This window comes from Dermacoccus sp. PE3, assembly GCF_001021715.1.
Taxonomy (GTDB): Bacteria; Actinomycetota; Actinomycetes; order Actinomycetales; family Dermatophilaceae; genus Dermacoccus; species Dermacoccus abyssi.
Genome location: NZ_LDCM01000001.1, coordinates 706,715 through 723,184 on the forward strand (window position 1 = coordinate 706,715; position 16,470 = coordinate 723,184).

Here is a 16,470-nt window from a genome sequence, read left to right on the forward strand (position 1 = left end):
TACGCGAGCCGGGCCGCCGGGGACTCACCTCCGTCTCAGGGCCGACACCTATGCTTGAGCGATGTTCCGCCGGTGGCTCGTCAGCGTCCTCGCGGCCGCGCTGGCGTTCGCGGCAGCGGCGCTCGGCATCAGCACGATCAAGGGCGACCGGCCTCCCACGCACCGCGTTCAGCCCGGCAACCTCGTCGTCATCGGCATGCCGGGCCTCACGTGGAGCGACATCAACGAGGAGACCACTCCGACACTGGCGCAGATGGCCGGTCACGGCGCCATCGGCAACCAACTCGTGCGCGCCATCAGCGCCCACACGTGCAGCGACGCGGCGTGGGTGACGTTGGGCGCCGGCGCCCGCACTCCCATGGGGTACGGGCCCCCGATGGCGTCCAGTTCCGGCACCAACTCGTTCTGCCCCGAGCCCGTCACCGGCGTCCACAACCCGACGACCCAGACCTACACCTTCCACCAGTGGGACACGTGGTCGAAGGTCGCCTTCCGTCGCAACATCCCCTCCCGCATGGGCCTCGTCGCGAGCACCCTCGAGGACGACCAACAGTGCGTCGCCGCCGTCGGCGAGCGCGCCACGCTCGCCGCCGCGAACCGCGACGGCTTCGTCAGCCACTACTCACCGACGCTCACCAAGGACGCCCTCAGCGCCTGCCCGGTGACCTTCGTTTCCCTCGAGAGTCGCAACGACGCAGAGCTGCGCTACGTCATCGACAACGCGCCCATCGACACCACGTTCCTCGTCACCGGTCTCACCGACGACGAGCGACCCGAGTCGCCGCGCGCCATCATTCTCGACGGGCCGAACATCGGCGGAGGCATGCTGCGTTCGCGCTGGACGCGCCAGCCCGGCCTCGTGACGACGACCGACATCTCCGCGTTCATCCTCGAACGTGTGCCGAACCCGCCGACGCTCGGTGAGGGCAGGCCCCTCTCGGTCGAACGCACGTCGACACCCGCGACGATCCGCTCGGTCCACAACATGCAGACCCTGTTGCGCACCGAGCACAACCTCATTGCGCCGTTCTTCACCTGGGTGTTCTCCATCGCCCTGGCACTCGCGCTCGTGGGAGTCGGGCTGTTCGTGCGGGCGCGACGGCTTTCCGGCGGCCACCTGACGCCGCCGTCACGAAAGGACGCCGAGGCCGAGAGCCCACAGGTGACTCGAGCCCGGCGACTCAACCGATGGTGGTGGAGCGTGACGGCCGCGCTCCTCGCCAGCGTGCCGGTCGCCACGTTCCTCGCGAACCTCTACGCCTGGTACCTGCACGAGCACGCCCTCGTGCGCTACGGGTTGAGCGTGCTCGTCGTGCTCGTGCCGACGGCGATTGTCGCCTTCCTCGGGCCGTGGCGCAGGTGGACGCCCGGGCCGGCCGTTTTCCTCGCGGGGTTCACCGCCGTCACGCTCGCCATGGACGTCGTGCAGGGTTCGCGCCTGCAACTCGTGTCGATGCTCGGCCTGCAGCCGGTGTACGGCGGGCGTCACTTCGGTATGGGCAACGTCGGGTACGCGCTGTTCATGACGTCCGCGCTATTCGTGGCCGCGATGCTCGCCGGGCGCTACCGCGCGATGAAGCGGCCTCGTTTGGCGCTGCTCACGGTGCTCGCCATCGGCGTGCCCGCGATCCTCGTCAACGGGGTGCCGCAGTGGGGCAACGAGGGCGGCGGCTCGGCGGCGTTCGTGCCCGCGCTCGTGTACCTCGCCATGCGTGCGCGCGGATGGCGCATCACGTTCACGCGCCTCATCGCGGCCGCTTTCGCTGGTGTTGTCTTCGTCCTCGGCGTCGCGTGGCTCGACTACCTGCGCGGCGAGTCGGAGCGAACCCACCTCGGCGACGTGTTCGCCGGGCTCATCGGCGACGGGCAGATCAACCCCGTCAAGCGCATCCTCTACACGAACTGGAACATGCTCAACCAGCACTGGTTCCACTGGCTCGTGCCCCTCGGGCTGCTCGTCGCGGTCGTCGTGACGGCCTTCCCGACGGGCCCGGGACGCTTCCTCCAGCCGCTCTTCGTGCGTGTGCCGATGCTGCGCCACGGGCTCATCGCCATCATTATCATGCTCGGTTTCGGGTTCATCGCGAACGACTCGGGCACGTCGATCCCGCCCGCCGGCGCCCTCGTCGTCATCCCCCTGCTCGTGCTGACGGCCGCCCGCCTCACGTCGTCGGCCACCTACGAGGCGCCCCGCGTGCCTGCGGCCGGTCGGCTGCCGTCGAAGAAGTGACGCGAGCGCTCAAGGGTGCCGCGCCGAGGCGGGGTTGAGGACTCAACGCGCCCTGACGGCGAGCACGCACCTGGCACCGCGTCACCTCGCCGCCGCGTTCCCCCGAACGCACTGCGCCCCTCGTCCGAACCGGGCGAGGGGCGCAGGTGGCGACGCTCAGCGAAGCGTGATCTGGCGCGAGACGATGCCGTTGCGTGCGCGGCGCTCCTCGGCGTCGAGCGGCGTCGAATCGAGCGAGGCGTAGGCCTCCTCGTAGGCGGCGGCGAGTTCGAGCATCGGCTTGCGCTGTTCCTCGGGCAGACGTGTGGTGACGACCTCCCACACCGGCGTCAGCACACCGCAGGCGCGGAAGGCGCCGAGGAGACGGCCGTCGTCGTCGTTGCTCGGCATGCGGCCCTTGCCCGACGCGGAGAGGCGAGCGAGAGCGTCGGTGGCCTTGTTCTCCTCCTGCGGGAGCACCCAGCGCACGAAAGCGCGGTCGCCGATGAGCACCCAGTAGGCCGAGTCGACGCCGGGCAGTTTGAAGGTGGGAGCGATGGAGTCGTTGGCGTCCTCCATCGAGATGGAGGCCTCTTCGCCGACCTCGTGGTCCTCGGGAATCCAGAAGTCGAACGTGTCGTGCACCGTGGGCTCGAGCGAGGTGCTCGTGAGGATGTCCTGCAGACGCGGGGTGGCGGCGCTGACGGGCGGCATCGCGGCGAGCGGCTGCCCCGGCTCGAGCTGCGTGACGGCGATGAGCTGCGCGGCGACGTCACGGCTGGCGTCGCCGGAGCCGCCGCCGGTCTGCAGCGCGACCATCATCTCGCCACTCTCGCGACGCAGGCCGGGCCACGCCATCGGCAGGATGGTGGCGACGATTGCCTCGTGCTCGGTGCCGTCGACCTCGAAGGTGACCTTCGCGGTGGCGGACGGCACGATCTCGCGCATGGCGACCCAGTCGGTCTCGTTCGCGAGGCCCTCGAAGGGGCGCGCGACGAACGGCGCCGGCTGCTGCGAGGGGTCTTTCGCGACCCGGTTTTCCTTGCCCTTACGGCGTGAAGCCTTACCCATGGGCACGATTCTAGGCGTGACGACGCCGGGGTGCTTGCCCCGCCGTCGCGCGAGGTATCAGCGGCTGATGGGCGGGCGTCGACCCGTGGTGTCCGGGGACGTTGTGTGGATCCGGGGGCGATATATCGCGGCCAGATCGAGAGAAGTGCCCCGGCCAGGAAGTCGGCCTGGCGGCGGAGGCGGGCGTCAGGCGCGGCGGCGGCTCGGGCCGCCGAGGCTGGCCCACACGGTGCGGCCGTTGCGCTCGTCGGTGACGCCCCACTCGTGCGCGAGGGAGCGGACTATGCGCAGCCCGCGGCCCGCGTTGACCCACTCGGCCTTGGGTTTGGGGACGGGAACGTCGTCGCTGCCGCCGTCGGTGACCTCGACCTCGACGCGGGGCGCGCGCACCTTCCAGTGCACGCGGATGCTGCCGTCGGCGAGGGGCTTGGCGTGGCGGATCGCGTTCGTGACGAGTTCGCTGACGACCATCTCGCACTCGCTGATGATGTCGTCCTCGATGGTGCCGTCGGAGAGGTCGTCGACGATCGCGTGGCGAATCTTGGGCACCGACTCCAGGCTCCAGTCGAGGCGGACAGTTCGAACGCGTGCGTCACTCGACACGGTGACTCCTCTCCCTGGGGGTGTGCTCCGTGCATAGTTTCTCACGCGAGTGAAAAACCGACCGGTAGCGCCTGGAGCTCGCGGCCGCAGCCCAGTCGCTGCCGGGCTCGCTTCGTAGACGGTGACGTTCGGTGCGGTTGGTGACGTTGCACCGTCACCAACCGCAGGAAACGCAGCCGGCTGGAACGGGACGTCGGGCCCTTTGTCGAGCGGCGGCGCCGTCGCTAGCGTCGAAGTCATGACGACGAACTCCCCTCTGCCCCGCGGTATCCAGCACATCGGCGTCACCGTGCCCGACCTCGAGGCGGCCACGCGCTTCTTCGTCGAGGGTCTCGGCGCGAAGGTGGCCTTCGACGGTCTCTCCCCGGACGACGAACCCCGCCAGGGCGCCGAGGTGGAGTGTCAGCTCGGGCTGCTGCGCGGCGCGGCCATCCACCGTCAGCGCATGTTCGTCATCGGTGAGGGGCCGGGGCTCGAGGTGTTCGAGATCAGCGGCGAGCAGCGTCCGGCGGCCGGCCTGGCGGACTTCGGCCTCAACCACATCAGCTTCTACTGCGACGACATCGAAGGGTCGCTGCGCCGTCTCGTCGACGCGGGCGGCGAGGCGCTGAGCGAGGTGCACGGCAACAGCCGCTACGAGGATTCCGAAGGCAACGGCAGCGTCTACGTCAAGGCTCCGTGGGGCATGCTCATCGAGCTGCAGACGATCCCCGGCGGCCACTACTACCCCGACGACTCCGAGGCCGAGGTCTGGATGCCGAGGCCCCGCGACTGAGATCAGCGGACCGCGGACCCAAGGTTCCCCACTCGCGTGACATCCCGCGCTTGTGGGGAAATCTCACCCCTGTTGAGCCCCACGTGCGCGACATCTCGCGCGAGTGGGGCTCACCCGTAGAACGCCGCCCGGGCGGCGAGGACCTCTGCAGGCTTGTTGGTGATGATCGCGTCGACGCCGTTGCGCAGACAGCGCAGGACGTCGTCGGGTTCGTCGACCGTCCACACGTGCACCTCGTGACCGCGGCCGTGCTGCTCGGCGACGAGACCCGGGTTGCGGCGCAGTATCCCGACGCTGATCGCCGCGATCGAGATGCCGCTCGGCAGCCGTCCGCCACGGATGCGCTGCGGCATGACGCCCTCCATGAGCCACGCGAGCGGCACCTCGGGCGCGAGCCGCGTCAGCCGCGTGACGGCCGGCAGCGAGAACGACATGACGCGCACGTTCGTGCGCTCCGGGTCGTGCGTGTCCAACCCGAAATCCGCCAAGACCCGCGCGAGTTCGGCCTCCACCTTCCCCGCGTGCCGCGACGGGTGCTTCGTCTCGATGGCGAGGTCGACGCGGCGCCCGGCGGCCAGCGTCGTCCGCAGCAGCTGACGCAGCGTGAGGATCTGCGACGCGTTCCGGTCGGCGAGCTCCAGGTCGTCGGCGCCGACGCGCGCCTTCCACGACCCCCAGTCGAGCTCCTCCAGCTTTGCCAACTCGAGCGCGCTGATCGCCCCGTTGCCGTTCGACGTCCGCTTCGCCGTGCGGTCGTGGACGCAGACGAGGTGCCCGTCGGCGGTGAGCCGTACGTCGCACTCCAACGCGTCGGCCCCCACCTCGATGGCCCGCTCGTACGCCTCCAGCGTGTGCTCCGGCTCGTGATGCGAGGCCCCACGGTGGGCCACGACCTGCGGCGGCCGGCCCGTCAGCGTCGGAATGTCGAGTGGCTCGACAGGCGGGCGTACCGCCCGAAACCCGTGCGCGAGCACCTTCGTCGGCGTCGTCAATGCCGGGCGCTGGGGCTGAACGGGCACGTCGATCATCCTTCCGCGAGGAGCGAACCGGGCGCACCGCCCGCCCACTAGGGTGACGACGACGGCACACGCCCACGATTTCACGAGGAGCCTCATGAGCACCCAGGAGATTCCCGAAGAACTTGCCGCGGCCGGCTTCGCCCCCACGAGCACGCCCGAGGTGCTCGCGGCCCGCACCGGCTCGCTGGCCCGCATCATGCTCAACCGCCCGAAGGCGATCAACGCGCTCACCACCGACATGGTCGACGCCGTGCGCGAGTGCCTCGACGCCTGGCGTGACGACGACACCGTCACCGCCGTGACCATCGAGGGCGCCGGCGAACGCGGCCTGTGCGCGGGCGGCGACGTACGCAGCGTCCGTGAGGCCTTCCTCGAGGGCCAGCACGAGCGCACGTTCAGCTTCTTCGAGCGCGAGTACCGTATGAACGCGGCCATCGCCGACTACCCGAAACTCATCGTGAGTTACCAGGACGGCATCGTCATGGGCGGCGGCGTCGGCATCTCCGCCTACGCCGGTCTGCGCGTCGCGACGGAGCGCACGAAGGTTGCGATGCCGGAGACGATCATCGGCTTCTTCCCGGACGTAGGCGCTCTCTACCTCCTCTCGCGCGCACCCGGTGGCACGGGCGCCTACCTCGCGCTCACCGGCACCACCGTCGACGGGCGCGACTCCTGCTACGTCGGGCTCTCGGACGTCGTCATCGACTCGGCGTCGTGGGCGACCGTCATCGAGCGCCTCGCCGACGGCGCCACCCGCAACGAGGCCGTCGCCGGCCTCGCGACGAGCGGGGACGCCTCGCTCGAGGGCGAACGCGCGTGGATCGACGACGCCTTCGGCTCCGGCGAGCAATTGCGCGCGCCGTCGGACGTCCTGGCCCGTCTTCGCGACTCGGACGAGACGGCGGCCGGCGAAGCTGCTGACCTGCTCGTTCAGCGTTCGCCCCTGTCCGTGGCGGCGACCCTCGAGGCTTTGCGTCGCGCCGCGTCGATGGATTCGGTTCACGAGGTGCTCGAACAGGACAAGCGCCTCGCCCGCGGCCTCGTCGAGCACGGCGACTTCGTCGAGGGCGTGCGCGCGCAGCTCGTCGACAAGGACCGCGCGCCTCAGTGGTCGCAGAAGTCCTTCGACGAGATGAGCGACGAGCAGGTCGCGCGCCTCTTCGACTGAAGAACCGCCCTGTGACGAACGGCCCGGTGTGTGAGCTGCGCAGCTCACACACCGGGCCGTCGGTCACAGATCGTAAAAGCGTCAGTGGCGCACCTTGTGCCCGATGACACAGCCGACGATGCCGTCACTGACATTCGATTCACACGGGCTCCCGCTACCTCGAGAGTCATTCGGCTGACCGGCGATCCGCCGCATGCCCTCTAGACGACGGTGAACGCGGGCGCGGCGAAGCCGAGACCATCGGCGTAGAGGCTCGTGTTCTTGTTCGTCGGGGTGGTGAAGGTCGCCTTGAAGACGTAAGTCCCCGCCACCGCCTTGAAACTGAACGACGTCGACGAGCGAGTGCGGCTGATGGCGCCGGAGGCCACGTACGGCACCTGCACGCCGCTGGTACCGCTCGGCGTCGTATAGGTGGCCGCAGACCCCGAAACGACCACGCCCGAGGGTGAGGTCAGCTGCACTGCAAGCGTCTGCGCACCAATGGGGGAATTCGCAGGGCGAACCGCACCCAGGTCGTACGAGACCCGGTACGTGCACCCCTCTCGCAGACGCGACGCTGAACTCGACGACGGCTGGACCACCACGTTGTAGGTCGCCGTGGTCGTGGCGGGGTCCGTGCTCGTGGCCGTCGTCTGAGCTATGAAGTAACTCTTGCCATCGGCACCGGTCGTCACCTTGTTCGACGTGGGGCTTACAAGCGTGCCGGTGGCGGGACTGGCGAAGACCCACGTCGAGTCGAAGGTCGTCGCCACGGACTGGCACGTCGAGGCAGCTACGGCCGGGGCGGCCGCCCCCACGACGATCACGGGCGCAGCCCACGCCAGCCCCTTGGCCACATTGCGGCGGCTGACTCCACTGCCGTCGGATTGGAACTGGTCTTCCATTACCACAAGCCTTTCGCGCGACAGAAAACTGGCCCCGCAGGGCTCACGAGTAGCCGGAGACATCGAACCTCACGCTGCTGCGGTGGGATCATTGGCAACACGACGTGTCGCGATCACCCTCAGCCCCCGGTGACTCCCTACGGGACATCATCCTACGAATCCCCTAGCAGATCTACCCCCTAGAACCCATCACGGCTCCGCCACCACAGGACCCAGCGCCACGGTTGTGCGTGTACCGGAGTGGTGCCGAAAGTCCTCCGCGCCGATCCACGACGAGCAGGCCGCGCGTCTCCTCGGCTGCCGAACGAGGATGTGACGAACGGCCCTGTCACGGAAGCGTCAGTGGAGCACCTTGAGCCCGATGACGCAGCCGACGATGCCGAGCAGCAACAGAACCTTGGCGAGTGAGACCGGTTCCTCTCCCGTCGCCATCGCGTAGGCCACCGTGAGAACGGCACCGATGCCGACCCAGACGGCGTAGGCCGTACCCACCGGCAGCGACTTCATCGCCGTCGCCAGGCCGATCATGCTGAAGGCGCACCCCACGACGAACACGATGCTCGGGCCGAGCTTCGTGAACCCCTCCGACTTACCGAGCGCCGTCGCCCAAACCGCTTCCATCGCACCGGAAATCACGAGAATCACCCATGCCATCGTCATTCACTCCCGATGGCCGTCTTGTCGCGTTCCGGGTACGGCTCCCTCGTCCGGGCCCCACCAAACGTGGGACTGGGTCAAGCATCGCACTCACACCGACGCGTCACCCACCGGTGGGCCCACCGTCCCCGGCAGTGTTCGGTCCGGCCTGTGAGGTACGACCCGGTCTGTGACCTGCGCAGGTCACACACCAGGCCGAAGCTCACAGACCTTGCAAGACCACCCAGGCACGCAACCCCCGCGCGGCGACGGCGGCGCGAGGTCGCCCGTTGTTAACCTCGGACGGTGTTTGTGAGCCGCGCAGAACTCGAGACAATCCTCGGCACGTCGATCCCCGACGGTGTCGACGGCATCGACGCCGTCACCCACGACTCTCGCGCCGCGGGCCCCGGTGGAGCGTTCGTCGCCGTCCCCGGGTTCACCGTCGACGGCGTGACGTTCGTGCCGCAGGCCATGGCCAACGGTGTCTCACTCGTCGTCGCCGAGCGTGACGTCGACGGCACACCCACCGCCGTCGTGCCCGACGCGCGTGCTGCCCTGGCCGCCCTCGCGACGGCGACGGCCGGCCACCCGAGCCACGACGTCGTCGTCTACGGCATCACGGGAACGAACGGCAAGACAACGAGCAGCTACGTCCTGCACGGCATCCTTTCCGCCGCGTACGGCGAGGAGCACACGGGCCTCCTGACGACGGCCGAGATCGTCGTCGGCACCCACCGCGAGCCGGCCGTGCGCACCACCGGTGAGGCACCGCAGGTGCAGGGCAACCTCGCACGCATGCGCGACGCGGGCGTCGAGCACGTCGTGCTCGAGACGAGTTCGCACGGCATCCACCTTCAGCGGGTAGCCGGAACCCGCTACGCCGCAGCGCTCTTCACCAACCTCACCCGAGACCACATCGACCTGCACGGCACGATGGAGGAGTACTTCCTCACCAAGCGCCGCCTCTTCGAGTGGACCGAGGGGCCCAAGCTCACCAACGTCGACGACACCTACGGTGCCCGTATCGTCACCGAGGTGCCGGGCACGCTCGGCTTCGGCGTGGCCGAGAACGCGGACTACCGCATCAGCGACGCCCGCCCCAGCGAAGGCGGCACCGCCTTCACCCTGACGACGCCCGGCGCCTTCCTCGACGGCCGCGAAGCGCCGGGACGCATCGAGCTGCAGATGCCGCTGCTCGGCGACTACAACGTGCACAACGTCGCCGGCGCCTCCGCGATCGCCCTTGAGATGGGCATGCCGCTCGACACGCTCGTCGACGCCGTGAAGAACATGGGCCAGGTTCCCGGCCGCTTCGAGCGCGTGGCCGCGGCCACCGACAAGGGCTTCGAGGTCGTCGTCGACTATGCCCACACCGAGGTTGGCCTCGAGCTCGTGCTCGACGTGGCGCGCGACGTCATCTCCCCCGAGGGCCGCGTCATCTGCGTGTACGGCGCAGCGGGACGCCGCGACCCGGCCAAGCGCCCCAAGATGGGTGAGGTCGCGAGCCGCCTGGCCGACGTCAACATCATCACGAACGACGACACCTACGACGAGGATCCGCAGGCCATCGCGGACGAGGTCATGGCCGGCGCCGACGCGGCTGACACGACGGTCGTGCTCGGCCGCCGCGAGGCCATTCGTCAGGCCCTCGACCAGGCGCGCCCGGGCGACATCGTCGTCGTCGCGGGTAAGGGTCACGAGCACGTGCAGCACCTGCCGCACGGTGACGTCGACTTCCACGACGCCACCGTCGTCACGGAGTTGCTCACCGAGAGCTGACGAACCGAAGGCACCGACGAAGGGCCGGTACTGCGCAGGACGCAGTACCGGCCCTTCGTCGTGTCCTGGCCACGAAATATCGGGTGTCCATGAACGTGATGCACGAGACAGTCACTGGACTTGCACCCTATTCACTACAGGCGTAGTGTAAAAGACATCGAGGCACTACAGATGTAGAAGAAGCCACGAAGAGCCTCGAAGCGCCTGTCTCAACACCTCGCGCACACGACTTTCGAAGGAGAACATCATGGACAACCTCAACACCGTCTTCTGGATCCTCATGACGATCAGCGCCCTCGGCATCATCGCCTTCGTCGCCACCCTCGCCACCTGGGGCACGCAGTTCTTCGCCGCGAACCGCCCGGTGCGCAAGGAGCGCCGCGAGAGCATCCCGGCCTACTACGGTCGCCTCGCCACGAGCCACTGATCGTTCGCGATCATCGCGAGACCCCGTCACACCTTCGCGGTGTGACGGGGTCTCGCTCTGTCTGTAGACGGGGGCGTCAGTCGAGTAGCGACTCGCGCAGCTCAGGCGGCAAGAGGCGGCGCGCGCAGATCATCTTCTGCTCGACGGCCGACGTCACGGCCTGAGCCGCGAGGATCGACGTCGACACGACAACCTGCGCCGTCGCGGCCTGAACGGCCGAACCGCCACCGAGCATGACGCCGATGAAGGCACCGGGCAGCGTCACCATGCCGGCCGTACGGGTCTGGTCGAGCACGGGGATGAGCGACTCGGGCAGACGCCGTTCGATGACGAGCGCTATGGCGTCCTTGGGCAGCAGACCAATCGAGAGGCCCGCCTCGTACTGGTTCTTCTCCTCGCGCAGGCCGTCGAAGGCGCGACGCGAAACGAGCGTGTGCACGCTCATGACGTTGCCGATGACGATGCCCGCGGTGGGGATGATCGACTCGCCCTTGAGCGGCACGACGCCGGCCGCCGCGACGATGACGAGCACGGGAAGCAGCCCTGACGCCATGGCGATGGCCGCGGCCACGCGGGCGCGATGATCGGTGGCTCCGGAGCGTTTCGTCGTCGTGAGGACGGCGACGAGGAACATCGCGACAACCGCAGCGATGGACGCCCAGAGGTACTTCACGACGCCCGTGATGAGCAGCGCGGCCAGCGTCAACTGCACGGCGGCGCGGGCCACTGCGATAAGCGATGTGCGCGACAGGCGGACACCGGACATCCGGTAGCCGACCTGGATCATGAGGAGCAGGCACACGATCGCGACGACGACGTGCCAGCCGAAACCTGTTGTCACCCGTGCAGTCTGCCCGCGTTCGCCCCCGTCGGCCAGTGAGGCGAGACTGTGCAGACGCCCCATGGCCGGTTCGGCGGCTTGTGACGAACGCAGAGGAGACGCCCATGACGACGCTGCCCCACCCGGGCACCGGCGAGCCGTTCGCCTCCCCCGTGCCGCCGGGCACGGGATGGCCGGCCGACCCCGCTCGACCGCGCACCCGCGTCGCGCGCAGTTCGGACGACGTCGAGCGGCTCGCAGCGTCGTCGCGTTCCCTGGAGCAGCTGGACGCCCGGGTGACGGTGTGCCGCGCCTGCCCGCGGCTCGTCGCATGGCGCGAATCGGTGGCGCGCGACAAGCGGGCAGCGTTCGCGGGCGAGCCCTACTGGGGACGGCCGGTGGCGGCCTTCGGCAGCACCAACCCCCACGGCCTGATCGTCGGCCTGGCCCCGGCAGCCAACGGCGCCAACCGCACGGGCCGGATGTTCACCGGCGACCGCAGCGGCGAGTGGCTCTTCGCGAGCCTGCACCGGGTGGGCATCGCATCGCAGCCGGTGAGCAAACACGCCGGTGACGCACTGGAACTCGACGGCGTCCGCATCACCTCCCCGGTGCACTGCGCGCCGCCGGACAACGTACCGACGAGCGTGGAGAAGGCCACCTGTTCCACCTGGCTCGTGCGTGAGCTGCAGTTGCTCGAGCCGGGGTTGCGCACGGTCGTCACGCTCGGCGGTATCGCGTGGACGCAGACGCTCGGCGTCGCGCGGCGCCTCGGCTGGGAGGTGCCGCGCCCCGCCCCCCGCTTCGGCCACGGCGCCGAGGTGGAGCTACGCACGGCGAAGGGACGCCCGATCAAGCTGCTCGGGTGCTACCACGTGAGCCAGCGCAACACCCAGACCGGAGTGCTCACCGAGGACATGCTCGACGCGGTGCTCGCGCGGCTTCACGACCCGATTCTGTAGACGTTCGACGTCATATACGACGCGCAACGTCGACAGAATCCGCAGGAAACCTCCCAGCGGATCGCCACGTCGAAGGGCTGTGACTGCATATCGTGACGTCGTGACAAGCACAGCTGGCGAGACGTGGGGGATTTCCGGCCCGAACTTCCTCATCGGCTACGTCATTCTCACGTTCGCGGGCTACCTCATCGCCCGCTGGATCTTCGCGCCGCAGCAACGCGGGCCCAAGGACCTCGGCATCCCTCTCGACTCGTTGAGTTCACCCGAATGGGGCCTCATGCGACGGCCGGAGGCCGCAGTGAACGCTGCGATCGCCGACCTGCTCAGCGACGGCTGGTTGGTCGGCACGCCCGGACGGTGCGCGCCGGCCGGGCGCGGTGAACGCCCCCTTCGCACCCCGTTCCACGGGGCGGTCCTCACTGCGGTTGCGAATGCCGGTACCCACCAGCCGACGACGAAGCAGCTCCTCGCCGACCCGACGGTCGTGCGCGAGATGGCGACGATGCGCGGCCAACTCGAACGCCTCGGTGTTCTCACGACCCCTGCCCGCGAACGTCTTGCCTGGGGACTGCCCCTCGTCATGACGGCGGTGATCGCGCTCGGCGTCGCGCGGCTCGTCGCGGGCCTGAACAACGGAAAGCCGATCCTCTACCTCCTCGCCGCTCTGTTCTTCGCCGCTCTGTTCACCATGGCCGCCTACGGCGAACCACGGCACCTCACACGGGCGGGTCAGCGGTTGATCACCGAGAAGGCGAAGGCCAACCCCGACCTCGTCATCTCGAAGGCGACGCGCAAGAGCGGGTACGTCGGGGGCGCCGGGCGCGACATCGGCCTCTCGGTGGCCCTCTTCGGCACCTCCGCGCTCGTCCTCGCCCACCCCGCCGCGGCGTCCGCGTTCGGTATCGAGCACACCACCTACGGCGCCATCCCCACCGCCGGCAGCAGCGGGTCGTCGTACACGGGTTCGTCCTGCAGCAGCGGGGGCTGTGGCAGTGGATGCGGCGGCTGACACCCTGCAGGCCGATTCTGTAGACATTCGGCGTCACATACGCCGCGCGATGTCTACAGAATCCGACGGAGTTGATCGCCACCCGGCGTCAGCAGCACGGTTGGATCCTCTCCTACGCCGGGCTCGTCGCGTGGTTCGCCCTCGGCACGGTGCGCCTCGTCGTCTGGCTCGGGCGCGGCAGGCCCGTCGGCTATCTCGTTGCGGAACTGATCGCCTTCGCCGTTGCCCTCGCCCTGAATTTCACCTTCCGGCGCGACCGCATGACGAAGGTCGGCACCGAGGCGCCGGCACCGCGCGACCTCGGGCTTGCCGTCGGACTCTTCGGCACGGCTGCCCTCTTCGTCGCGGCTCCGGCCTTCGCGGAAACGATCGCCCTCCCGAAACAGGTGTACGGCTCCGTGGCGAGCGACGGCTCCGGCGGCGGCGACTCGGGAGGCTCGGGATCGTCGTGCGGTGGCGGCTGCGGAGGTGGTTGTGGTGGAAGATGGCGCCATCACACCTGGGGAGGGACGAGATGACCACACCTGAGCACATCGCGATGCTGAACGGCCGCACCGCCGCAGTTCAGGCTGCCACCGCCGACCTGCTCGAACGCGGCGCCCTGCGCAGCGACGGCCACACCGTCTCCGCGGGGGCCACCGTTCCCGGCATGACGGACCTGCAGCGAGCCATCCACCGCGCCGTCCACAACGGCGCGCCGCGTGTCGAACAGGACCGCGACGTCGTCGCCCAGCTCGACCTCCTCCAGCGTGACTGCGTGCGCCGCGGCCTCCTGCACCCGCCGAAGCGGGCCAAGAACGGCAGTTCGGTGGGCGGCCTCCTCCTCGGCGGAGTCATCCTGCTCGTCGTCCTCGCCGTCCTGAAGGCGCCGATTCCCCTCGTCGTGGTGACCATGGTCGCCATCGTCGTCGCCCTCTTCTTCGCCATCCGCCGCCCGGCAGCCCCACGTGACCGCCGCACGAAGCAGGGCATCGCCGCCCTCCAGCAGGCGCGCGCGGAAACGGGCGAGGCGTCGCCGCTCGGCGTGCGGGTGGCCGCGTTCGGCACCCGCCCGCTCCTGCTCGCCTTTCCCGCGGCAGCCGTCCTCGGCTGGCCGCTCGTCGACTTCGACGACCCCATGGTGCAGGCCCAGCGCTGGGCCGGTGGAAGCGGTGGCGGCTACTCCTGCTCGTCGTCGTCCGGGAGCGACGGCAACCACGACGCGTGGTGCAGCGGCGGCAACACCTGTGGCTCCGGCGGCTCGTGCAACTCCGGGTCGTGCAGTTCGAGCAGCTGTGGCGGCGGTTCCTCCTGCGGCGGCGGGTGCTCGTCATGACGACGACGCCGGCCACCACGCGCCTGCCCATGCCCTCCGGCGTCGGCATCGGCTGGCGTCAGGAGATCGCGCCCCTGCTCGCGGGGATGCCGGACCTGCGCTGGGTCGAGGTCGTCGCCGAGGGCGTCATGCACGGTATGCCACCGGCCCTGCGTCGGCTGCGTGACGACGGTGTCACCGTCATCCCGCACGGCGTGCGCCTCGGCCTCGGCGACGCCGAAGGACTCGACGCGCACCGCATCGCCCACTTCGCCGACGCGGCCCGCATCACGGGGGCGCCGCTCGTCAGCGAGCACATCGCGTTCGTGCGCTCCGGAGGCGTCGAGGCAGGACACCTCCTGCCGCTGCCGCGCACGCGGGAGGCGGTCGACGTCATGGTCGCCAACGTCAAGCGCGTGCAGGCCGAGCTCGACGTCCCGATCGCCCTCGAACCCATCGCGGCCGTCTTCACGTGGCCCGAGGACGAGCTGACCGAGGCGCAGTTCGTCACCGAGATCGTCGAACGCACCGATGCGATGCTGCTGCTCGACATCGCCAACGTCTACGCGAACGCGCGCAACCACGGCTGGGACGCCCTCGAGCAGGCCCGGGCCATGCCGCTGGAGCGCCTCGCGTACATGCACGTCGCCGGAGGCGCGGAGAACGAGGGCATCTACCACGACACCCACGCCCACCGCGTCGAGCCGGAGGTGCTCGCCCTCATCGCAGAGCTGTCGACGCACACGCAGTTGCCCGCCGCGATGCTCGAACGCGACGGCAACTACCCGCCTGCGAGCGAACTGCTCGGCGAGCTCGACGCCATCGCCGACGCCGCCCGCATGCCGCGCGTCAGCACCCAGGTGTCGGTCGGTGTCTGAGCCGGACGTCAACGCCTCGCTCGCCGCCCGTCAGCGGCAGGTGCTCGACGCCGTCACCGGAACCGCCGCCATCCCCGACGGCTTCGCGGCGTTCAACGTCGACGTCGCACGCCGCGCACTGCTCGACAAGCGGGCGCGCGAACTGCACTACGCGTGGCCGATCCTCGCCGCGTCACTCGGCGAGCACCTGCGACCGCTCTTCGCCGAGTTCGCCGAGCACCGCCCGACCCGCGGCATGCGCAACGACGGGTACGCGTTCGCCACGTGGCTCGAAGCGCGCGGCGACCTCCCCCTGGCCGGCGCTCTCGAACTCGCCGAGGCACGCCTCTGGTGGGTCTGGTCCGATGACGACACCCCACCTCAGCGGCGGACGTCACGGATCGCGAGCGCCCGCTTCCCCGGCGGCCGTCTCGTGCGCACGGGCAACCGCGTTCACACGATCGGCCGACCGCGCACGTCCTAGCCGCGCGTGCTCATGTGCTCCCACGGCTTCGACAGGTCGAAGCGGCGCCCGCTGATCTCCGAGACGGCAATACGCACGATCGTGTGCTTCTGCGTGGGCACCCACGGGCGCAGCGGAAGCTGTTCGGCGCGTGCCTTGTCCTGGCCCTCGAGCACCTCGGCCTCGCCGTGGACGACGACGCTGCACGCCTCGGCGTCGCGCCTGCCGTCCGGCGCAGCCACGAGGTCGTCGACCTCGAACGCGACGGCGTCGTTCATCGTCACGCCGAGCAGCTTGCTGCCCTCTGCGGTGCGGAAGTAGACGGCCTCGTGGTCGGAGACGTAGTTGATCGGCACGATCTGCACGTCGCCCACGAGCGTGTAGGCAAGGCGGCCGAACTCGTGGCGGCCGAGAAACTCCCAGCACTCCTTCTCGTCGAGCGGGTGGACGACGTCACGCGGTTCCGCGAACTCGGGCATGGCTCCTCCTGG

Annotated in this window: 18 protein-coding genes and 1 riboswitch; of the genes, 11 read left to right on the forward strand and 7 right to left on the reverse strand. The window is 69.5% G+C overall.

The genetic code is table 11. The annotated features are described in order from the left end of the window. Positions 1 to 61: 61 nt before the first annotated feature. Positions 62 to 2,230 (forward strand): hypothetical protein, encoded by a 2,169-nt coding sequence (locus AA983_RS03315; RefSeq protein WP_047310717.1) that lies wholly within the window; start codon positions 62 to 64, stop codon positions 2,228 to 2,230. 156 nt (positions 2,231 to 2,386) lie between these two features. On the opposite strand, the gene AA983_RS03320 is transcribed toward AA983_RS03315, so the two are convergent. Together AA983_RS03320 and AA983_RS03325 are read right to left on the reverse strand one after the other, a co-directional pair. Further along, the gene (locus tag AA983_RS03320) at positions 2,387 to 3,280 is read right to left on the reverse strand and encodes a DUF5926 family protein (protein ID WP_047310718.1); all 894 of its coding nucleotides are present in this window, start codon (positions 3,278 to 3,280) and stop codon (positions 2,387 to 2,389) included. Between the two features lie 186 nt (positions 3,281 to 3,466). Next, positions 3,467 to 3,829 carry an ATP-binding protein gene (locus tag AA983_RS03325; RefSeq protein ID WP_346029488.1) on the reverse strand — a complete coding sequence of 121 codons (363 nt, stop codon included), beginning with the start codon at positions 3,827 to 3,829 and terminating at the stop codon, positions 3,467 to 3,469. A 292-nt stretch (positions 3,830 to 4,121) separates the two neighbouring features. Between AA983_RS03325 and AA983_RS03330 the strand changes: the two genes are divergently transcribed. After that, positions 4,122 to 4,658, forward strand: a complete 537-nt coding sequence (locus AA983_RS03330; RefSeq protein WP_047310720.1) for a VOC family protein — start codon at positions 4,122 to 4,124, stop codon at positions 4,656 to 4,658. Positions 4,659 to 4,768: 110 nt separating this feature from the next. On the opposite strand, the gene AA983_RS03335 is transcribed toward AA983_RS03330, so the two are convergent. Then, positions 4,769 to 5,677: a glycerophosphodiester phosphodiesterase family protein gene (locus AA983_RS03335; protein ID WP_231579508.1), complete on the reverse strand. Its 909-nt coding sequence runs from the start codon at positions 5,675 to 5,677 to the stop codon at positions 4,769 to 4,771. Positions 5,678 to 5,771: 94 nt separating this feature from the next. Between AA983_RS03335 and AA983_RS03340 the strand changes: the two genes are divergently transcribed. Continuing rightward, entirely contained in the window at positions 5,772 to 6,845 is a 1,074-nt protein-coding gene (locus tag AA983_RS03340) for an enoyl-CoA hydratase/isomerase family protein (RefSeq protein WP_047311179.1), read from the forward strand. 200 nt (positions 6,846 to 7,045) lie between these two features. Here the strand turns inward: AA983_RS03340 and AA983_RS03345 are convergent, their stop codons facing one another. Then, a complete protein-coding gene (locus AA983_RS03345; RefSeq protein WP_129666127.1) occupies positions 7,046 to 7,729 on the reverse strand; it encodes a hypothetical protein in 684 nt (227 codons plus the stop codon). Between the two features lie 339 nt (positions 7,730 to 8,068). Continuing rightward, positions 8,069 to 8,383 carry a multidrug efflux SMR transporter gene (locus tag AA983_RS03350; protein WP_047311180.1) on the reverse strand — a complete coding sequence of 105 codons (315 nt, stop codon included), beginning with the start codon at positions 8,381 to 8,383 and terminating at the stop codon, positions 8,069 to 8,071. A gap of 14 nt (positions 8,384 to 8,397) precedes the next feature. Beyond that, positions 8,398 to 8,462: riboswitch (guanidine-III (ykkC-III) riboswitch) on the reverse strand. Positions 8,463 to 8,671: 209 nt separating this feature from the next. Between AA983_RS03350 and AA983_RS03355 the strand changes: the two genes are divergently transcribed. Continuing rightward, complete coding sequence (locus AA983_RS03355; RefSeq protein WP_047310722.1) at positions 8,672 to 10,147, forward strand: UDP-N-acetylmuramoyl-L-alanyl-D-glutamate--2,6-diaminopimelate ligase; 1,476 nt, start codon at positions 8,672 to 8,674, stop codon at positions 10,145 to 10,147. A gap of 247 nt (positions 10,148 to 10,394) precedes the next feature. Further along, positions 10,395 to 10,574: a hypothetical protein gene (locus AA983_RS03360; protein ID WP_047310723.1), complete on the forward strand. Its 180-nt coding sequence runs from the start codon at positions 10,395 to 10,397 to the stop codon at positions 10,572 to 10,574. Positions 10,575 to 10,650: 76 nt separating this feature from the next. Here AA983_RS03360 and AA983_RS03365 read toward each other — a convergent pair whose 3' ends face one another. Continuing rightward, the gene (locus AA983_RS03365) at positions 10,651 to 11,415 is read right to left on the reverse strand and encodes an ABC transporter permease (RefSeq protein ID WP_052946911.1); all 765 of its coding nucleotides are present in this window, start codon (positions 11,413 to 11,415) and stop codon (positions 10,651 to 10,653) included. A 104-nt stretch (positions 11,416 to 11,519) separates the two neighbouring features. Between AA983_RS03365 and AA983_RS03370 the strand changes: the two genes are divergently transcribed. From AA983_RS03370 to AA983_RS03395, 6 genes are all read left to right on the forward strand, one after another. Beyond that, positions 11,520 to 12,356, forward strand: coding sequence for a uracil-DNA glycosylase (locus AA983_RS03370; RefSeq protein ID WP_047310725.1), 837 nt, complete (start codon positions 11,520 to 11,522; stop codon positions 12,354 to 12,356). A 100-nt stretch (positions 12,357 to 12,456) separates the two neighbouring features. Beyond that, positions 12,457 to 13,365, forward strand: coding sequence for a TIGR04222 domain-containing membrane protein (locus AA983_RS03375; RefSeq protein WP_047310726.1), 909 nt, complete (start codon positions 12,457 to 12,459; stop codon positions 13,363 to 13,365). A 71-nt stretch (positions 13,366 to 13,436) separates the two neighbouring features. Continuing rightward, on the forward strand, positions 13,437 to 13,883 hold the full coding sequence (locus AA983_RS03380) for a hypothetical protein (RefSeq protein ID WP_052946822.1): 447 nt from the start codon (positions 13,437 to 13,439) through the stop codon (positions 13,881 to 13,883). Then, the gene (locus tag AA983_RS03385) at positions 13,880 to 14,680 is read left to right on the forward strand and encodes a TIGR04222 domain-containing membrane protein (RefSeq protein WP_047310727.1); all 801 of its coding nucleotides are present in this window, start codon (positions 13,880 to 13,882) and stop codon (positions 14,678 to 14,680) included. The genes AA983_RS03380 and AA983_RS03385 overlap by 4 nt, the downstream gene beginning before the upstream one ends. Continuing rightward, positions 14,623 to 15,537, forward strand: coding sequence for a DUF692 domain-containing protein (locus AA983_RS03390; protein WP_231579509.1), 915 nt, complete (start codon positions 14,623 to 14,625; stop codon positions 15,535 to 15,537). Before AA983_RS03385 ends, AA983_RS03390 begins: the two co-directional genes overlap by 58 nt. Next, on the forward strand, positions 15,530 to 16,000 hold the full coding sequence (locus tag AA983_RS03395) for a hypothetical protein (protein WP_052946823.1): 471 nt from the start codon (positions 15,530 to 15,532) through the stop codon (positions 15,998 to 16,000). The genes AA983_RS03390 and AA983_RS03395 overlap by 8 nt, the downstream gene beginning before the upstream one ends. Here the strand turns inward: AA983_RS03395 and AA983_RS03400 are convergent. Continuing rightward, on the reverse strand, positions 15,997 to 16,458 hold the full coding sequence (locus AA983_RS03400; protein ID WP_047310728.1) for a pyridoxamine 5'-phosphate oxidase family protein: 462 nt from the start codon (positions 16,456 to 16,458) through the stop codon (positions 15,997 to 15,999). The genes AA983_RS03395 and AA983_RS03400 overlap by 4 nt on opposite strands. Between the last annotated feature and the right edge of the window lie 12 nt (positions 16,459 to 16,470).

Excerpts from the sequence above, each read along its gene's own strand:
- AA983_RS03315 (WP_047310717.1), top strand. The coding sequence starts at position 62 with ATGTTCCGCCGGTGGCTCGTCAGCGTCCTCGCGGCCGCGCTGGCGTTC.
- AA983_RS03320 (WP_047310718.1), bottom strand. The coding sequence starts at position 3,280 with ATGGGTAAGGCTTCACGCCGTAAGGGCAAGGAAAACCGGGTCGCGAAA.
- AA983_RS03330 (WP_047310720.1), top strand. The coding sequence starts at position 4,122 with ATGACGACGAACTCCCCTCTGCCCCGCGGTATCCAGCACATCGGCGTC.
- AA983_RS03340 (WP_047311179.1), top strand. The coding sequence starts at position 5,772 with ATGAGCACCCAGGAGATTCCCGAAGAACTTGCCGCGGCCGGCTTCGCC.
- AA983_RS03345 (WP_129666127.1), bottom strand. The coding sequence starts at position 7,729 with ATGGAAGACCAGTTCCAATCCGACGGCAGTGGAGTCAGCCGCCGCAAT.
- AA983_RS03350 (WP_047311180.1), bottom strand. The coding sequence starts at position 8,383 with ATGGCATGGGTGATTCTCGTGATTTCCGGTGCGATGGAAGCGGTTTGG.
- AA983_RS03360 (WP_047310723.1), top strand. The coding sequence starts at position 10,395 with ATGGACAACCTCAACACCGTCTTCTGGATCCTCATGACGATCAGCGCC.
- AA983_RS03370 (WP_047310725.1), top strand. The coding sequence starts at position 11,520 with ATGACGACGCTGCCCCACCCGGGCACCGGCGAGCCGTTCGCCTCCCCC.
- AA983_RS03385 (WP_047310727.1), top strand. The coding sequence starts at position 13,880 with ATGACCACACCTGAGCACATCGCGATGCTGAACGGCCGCACCGCCGCA.
- AA983_RS03400 (WP_047310728.1), bottom strand. The coding sequence starts at position 16,458 with ATGCCCGAGTTCGCGGAACCGCGTGACGTCGTCCACCCGCTCGACGAG.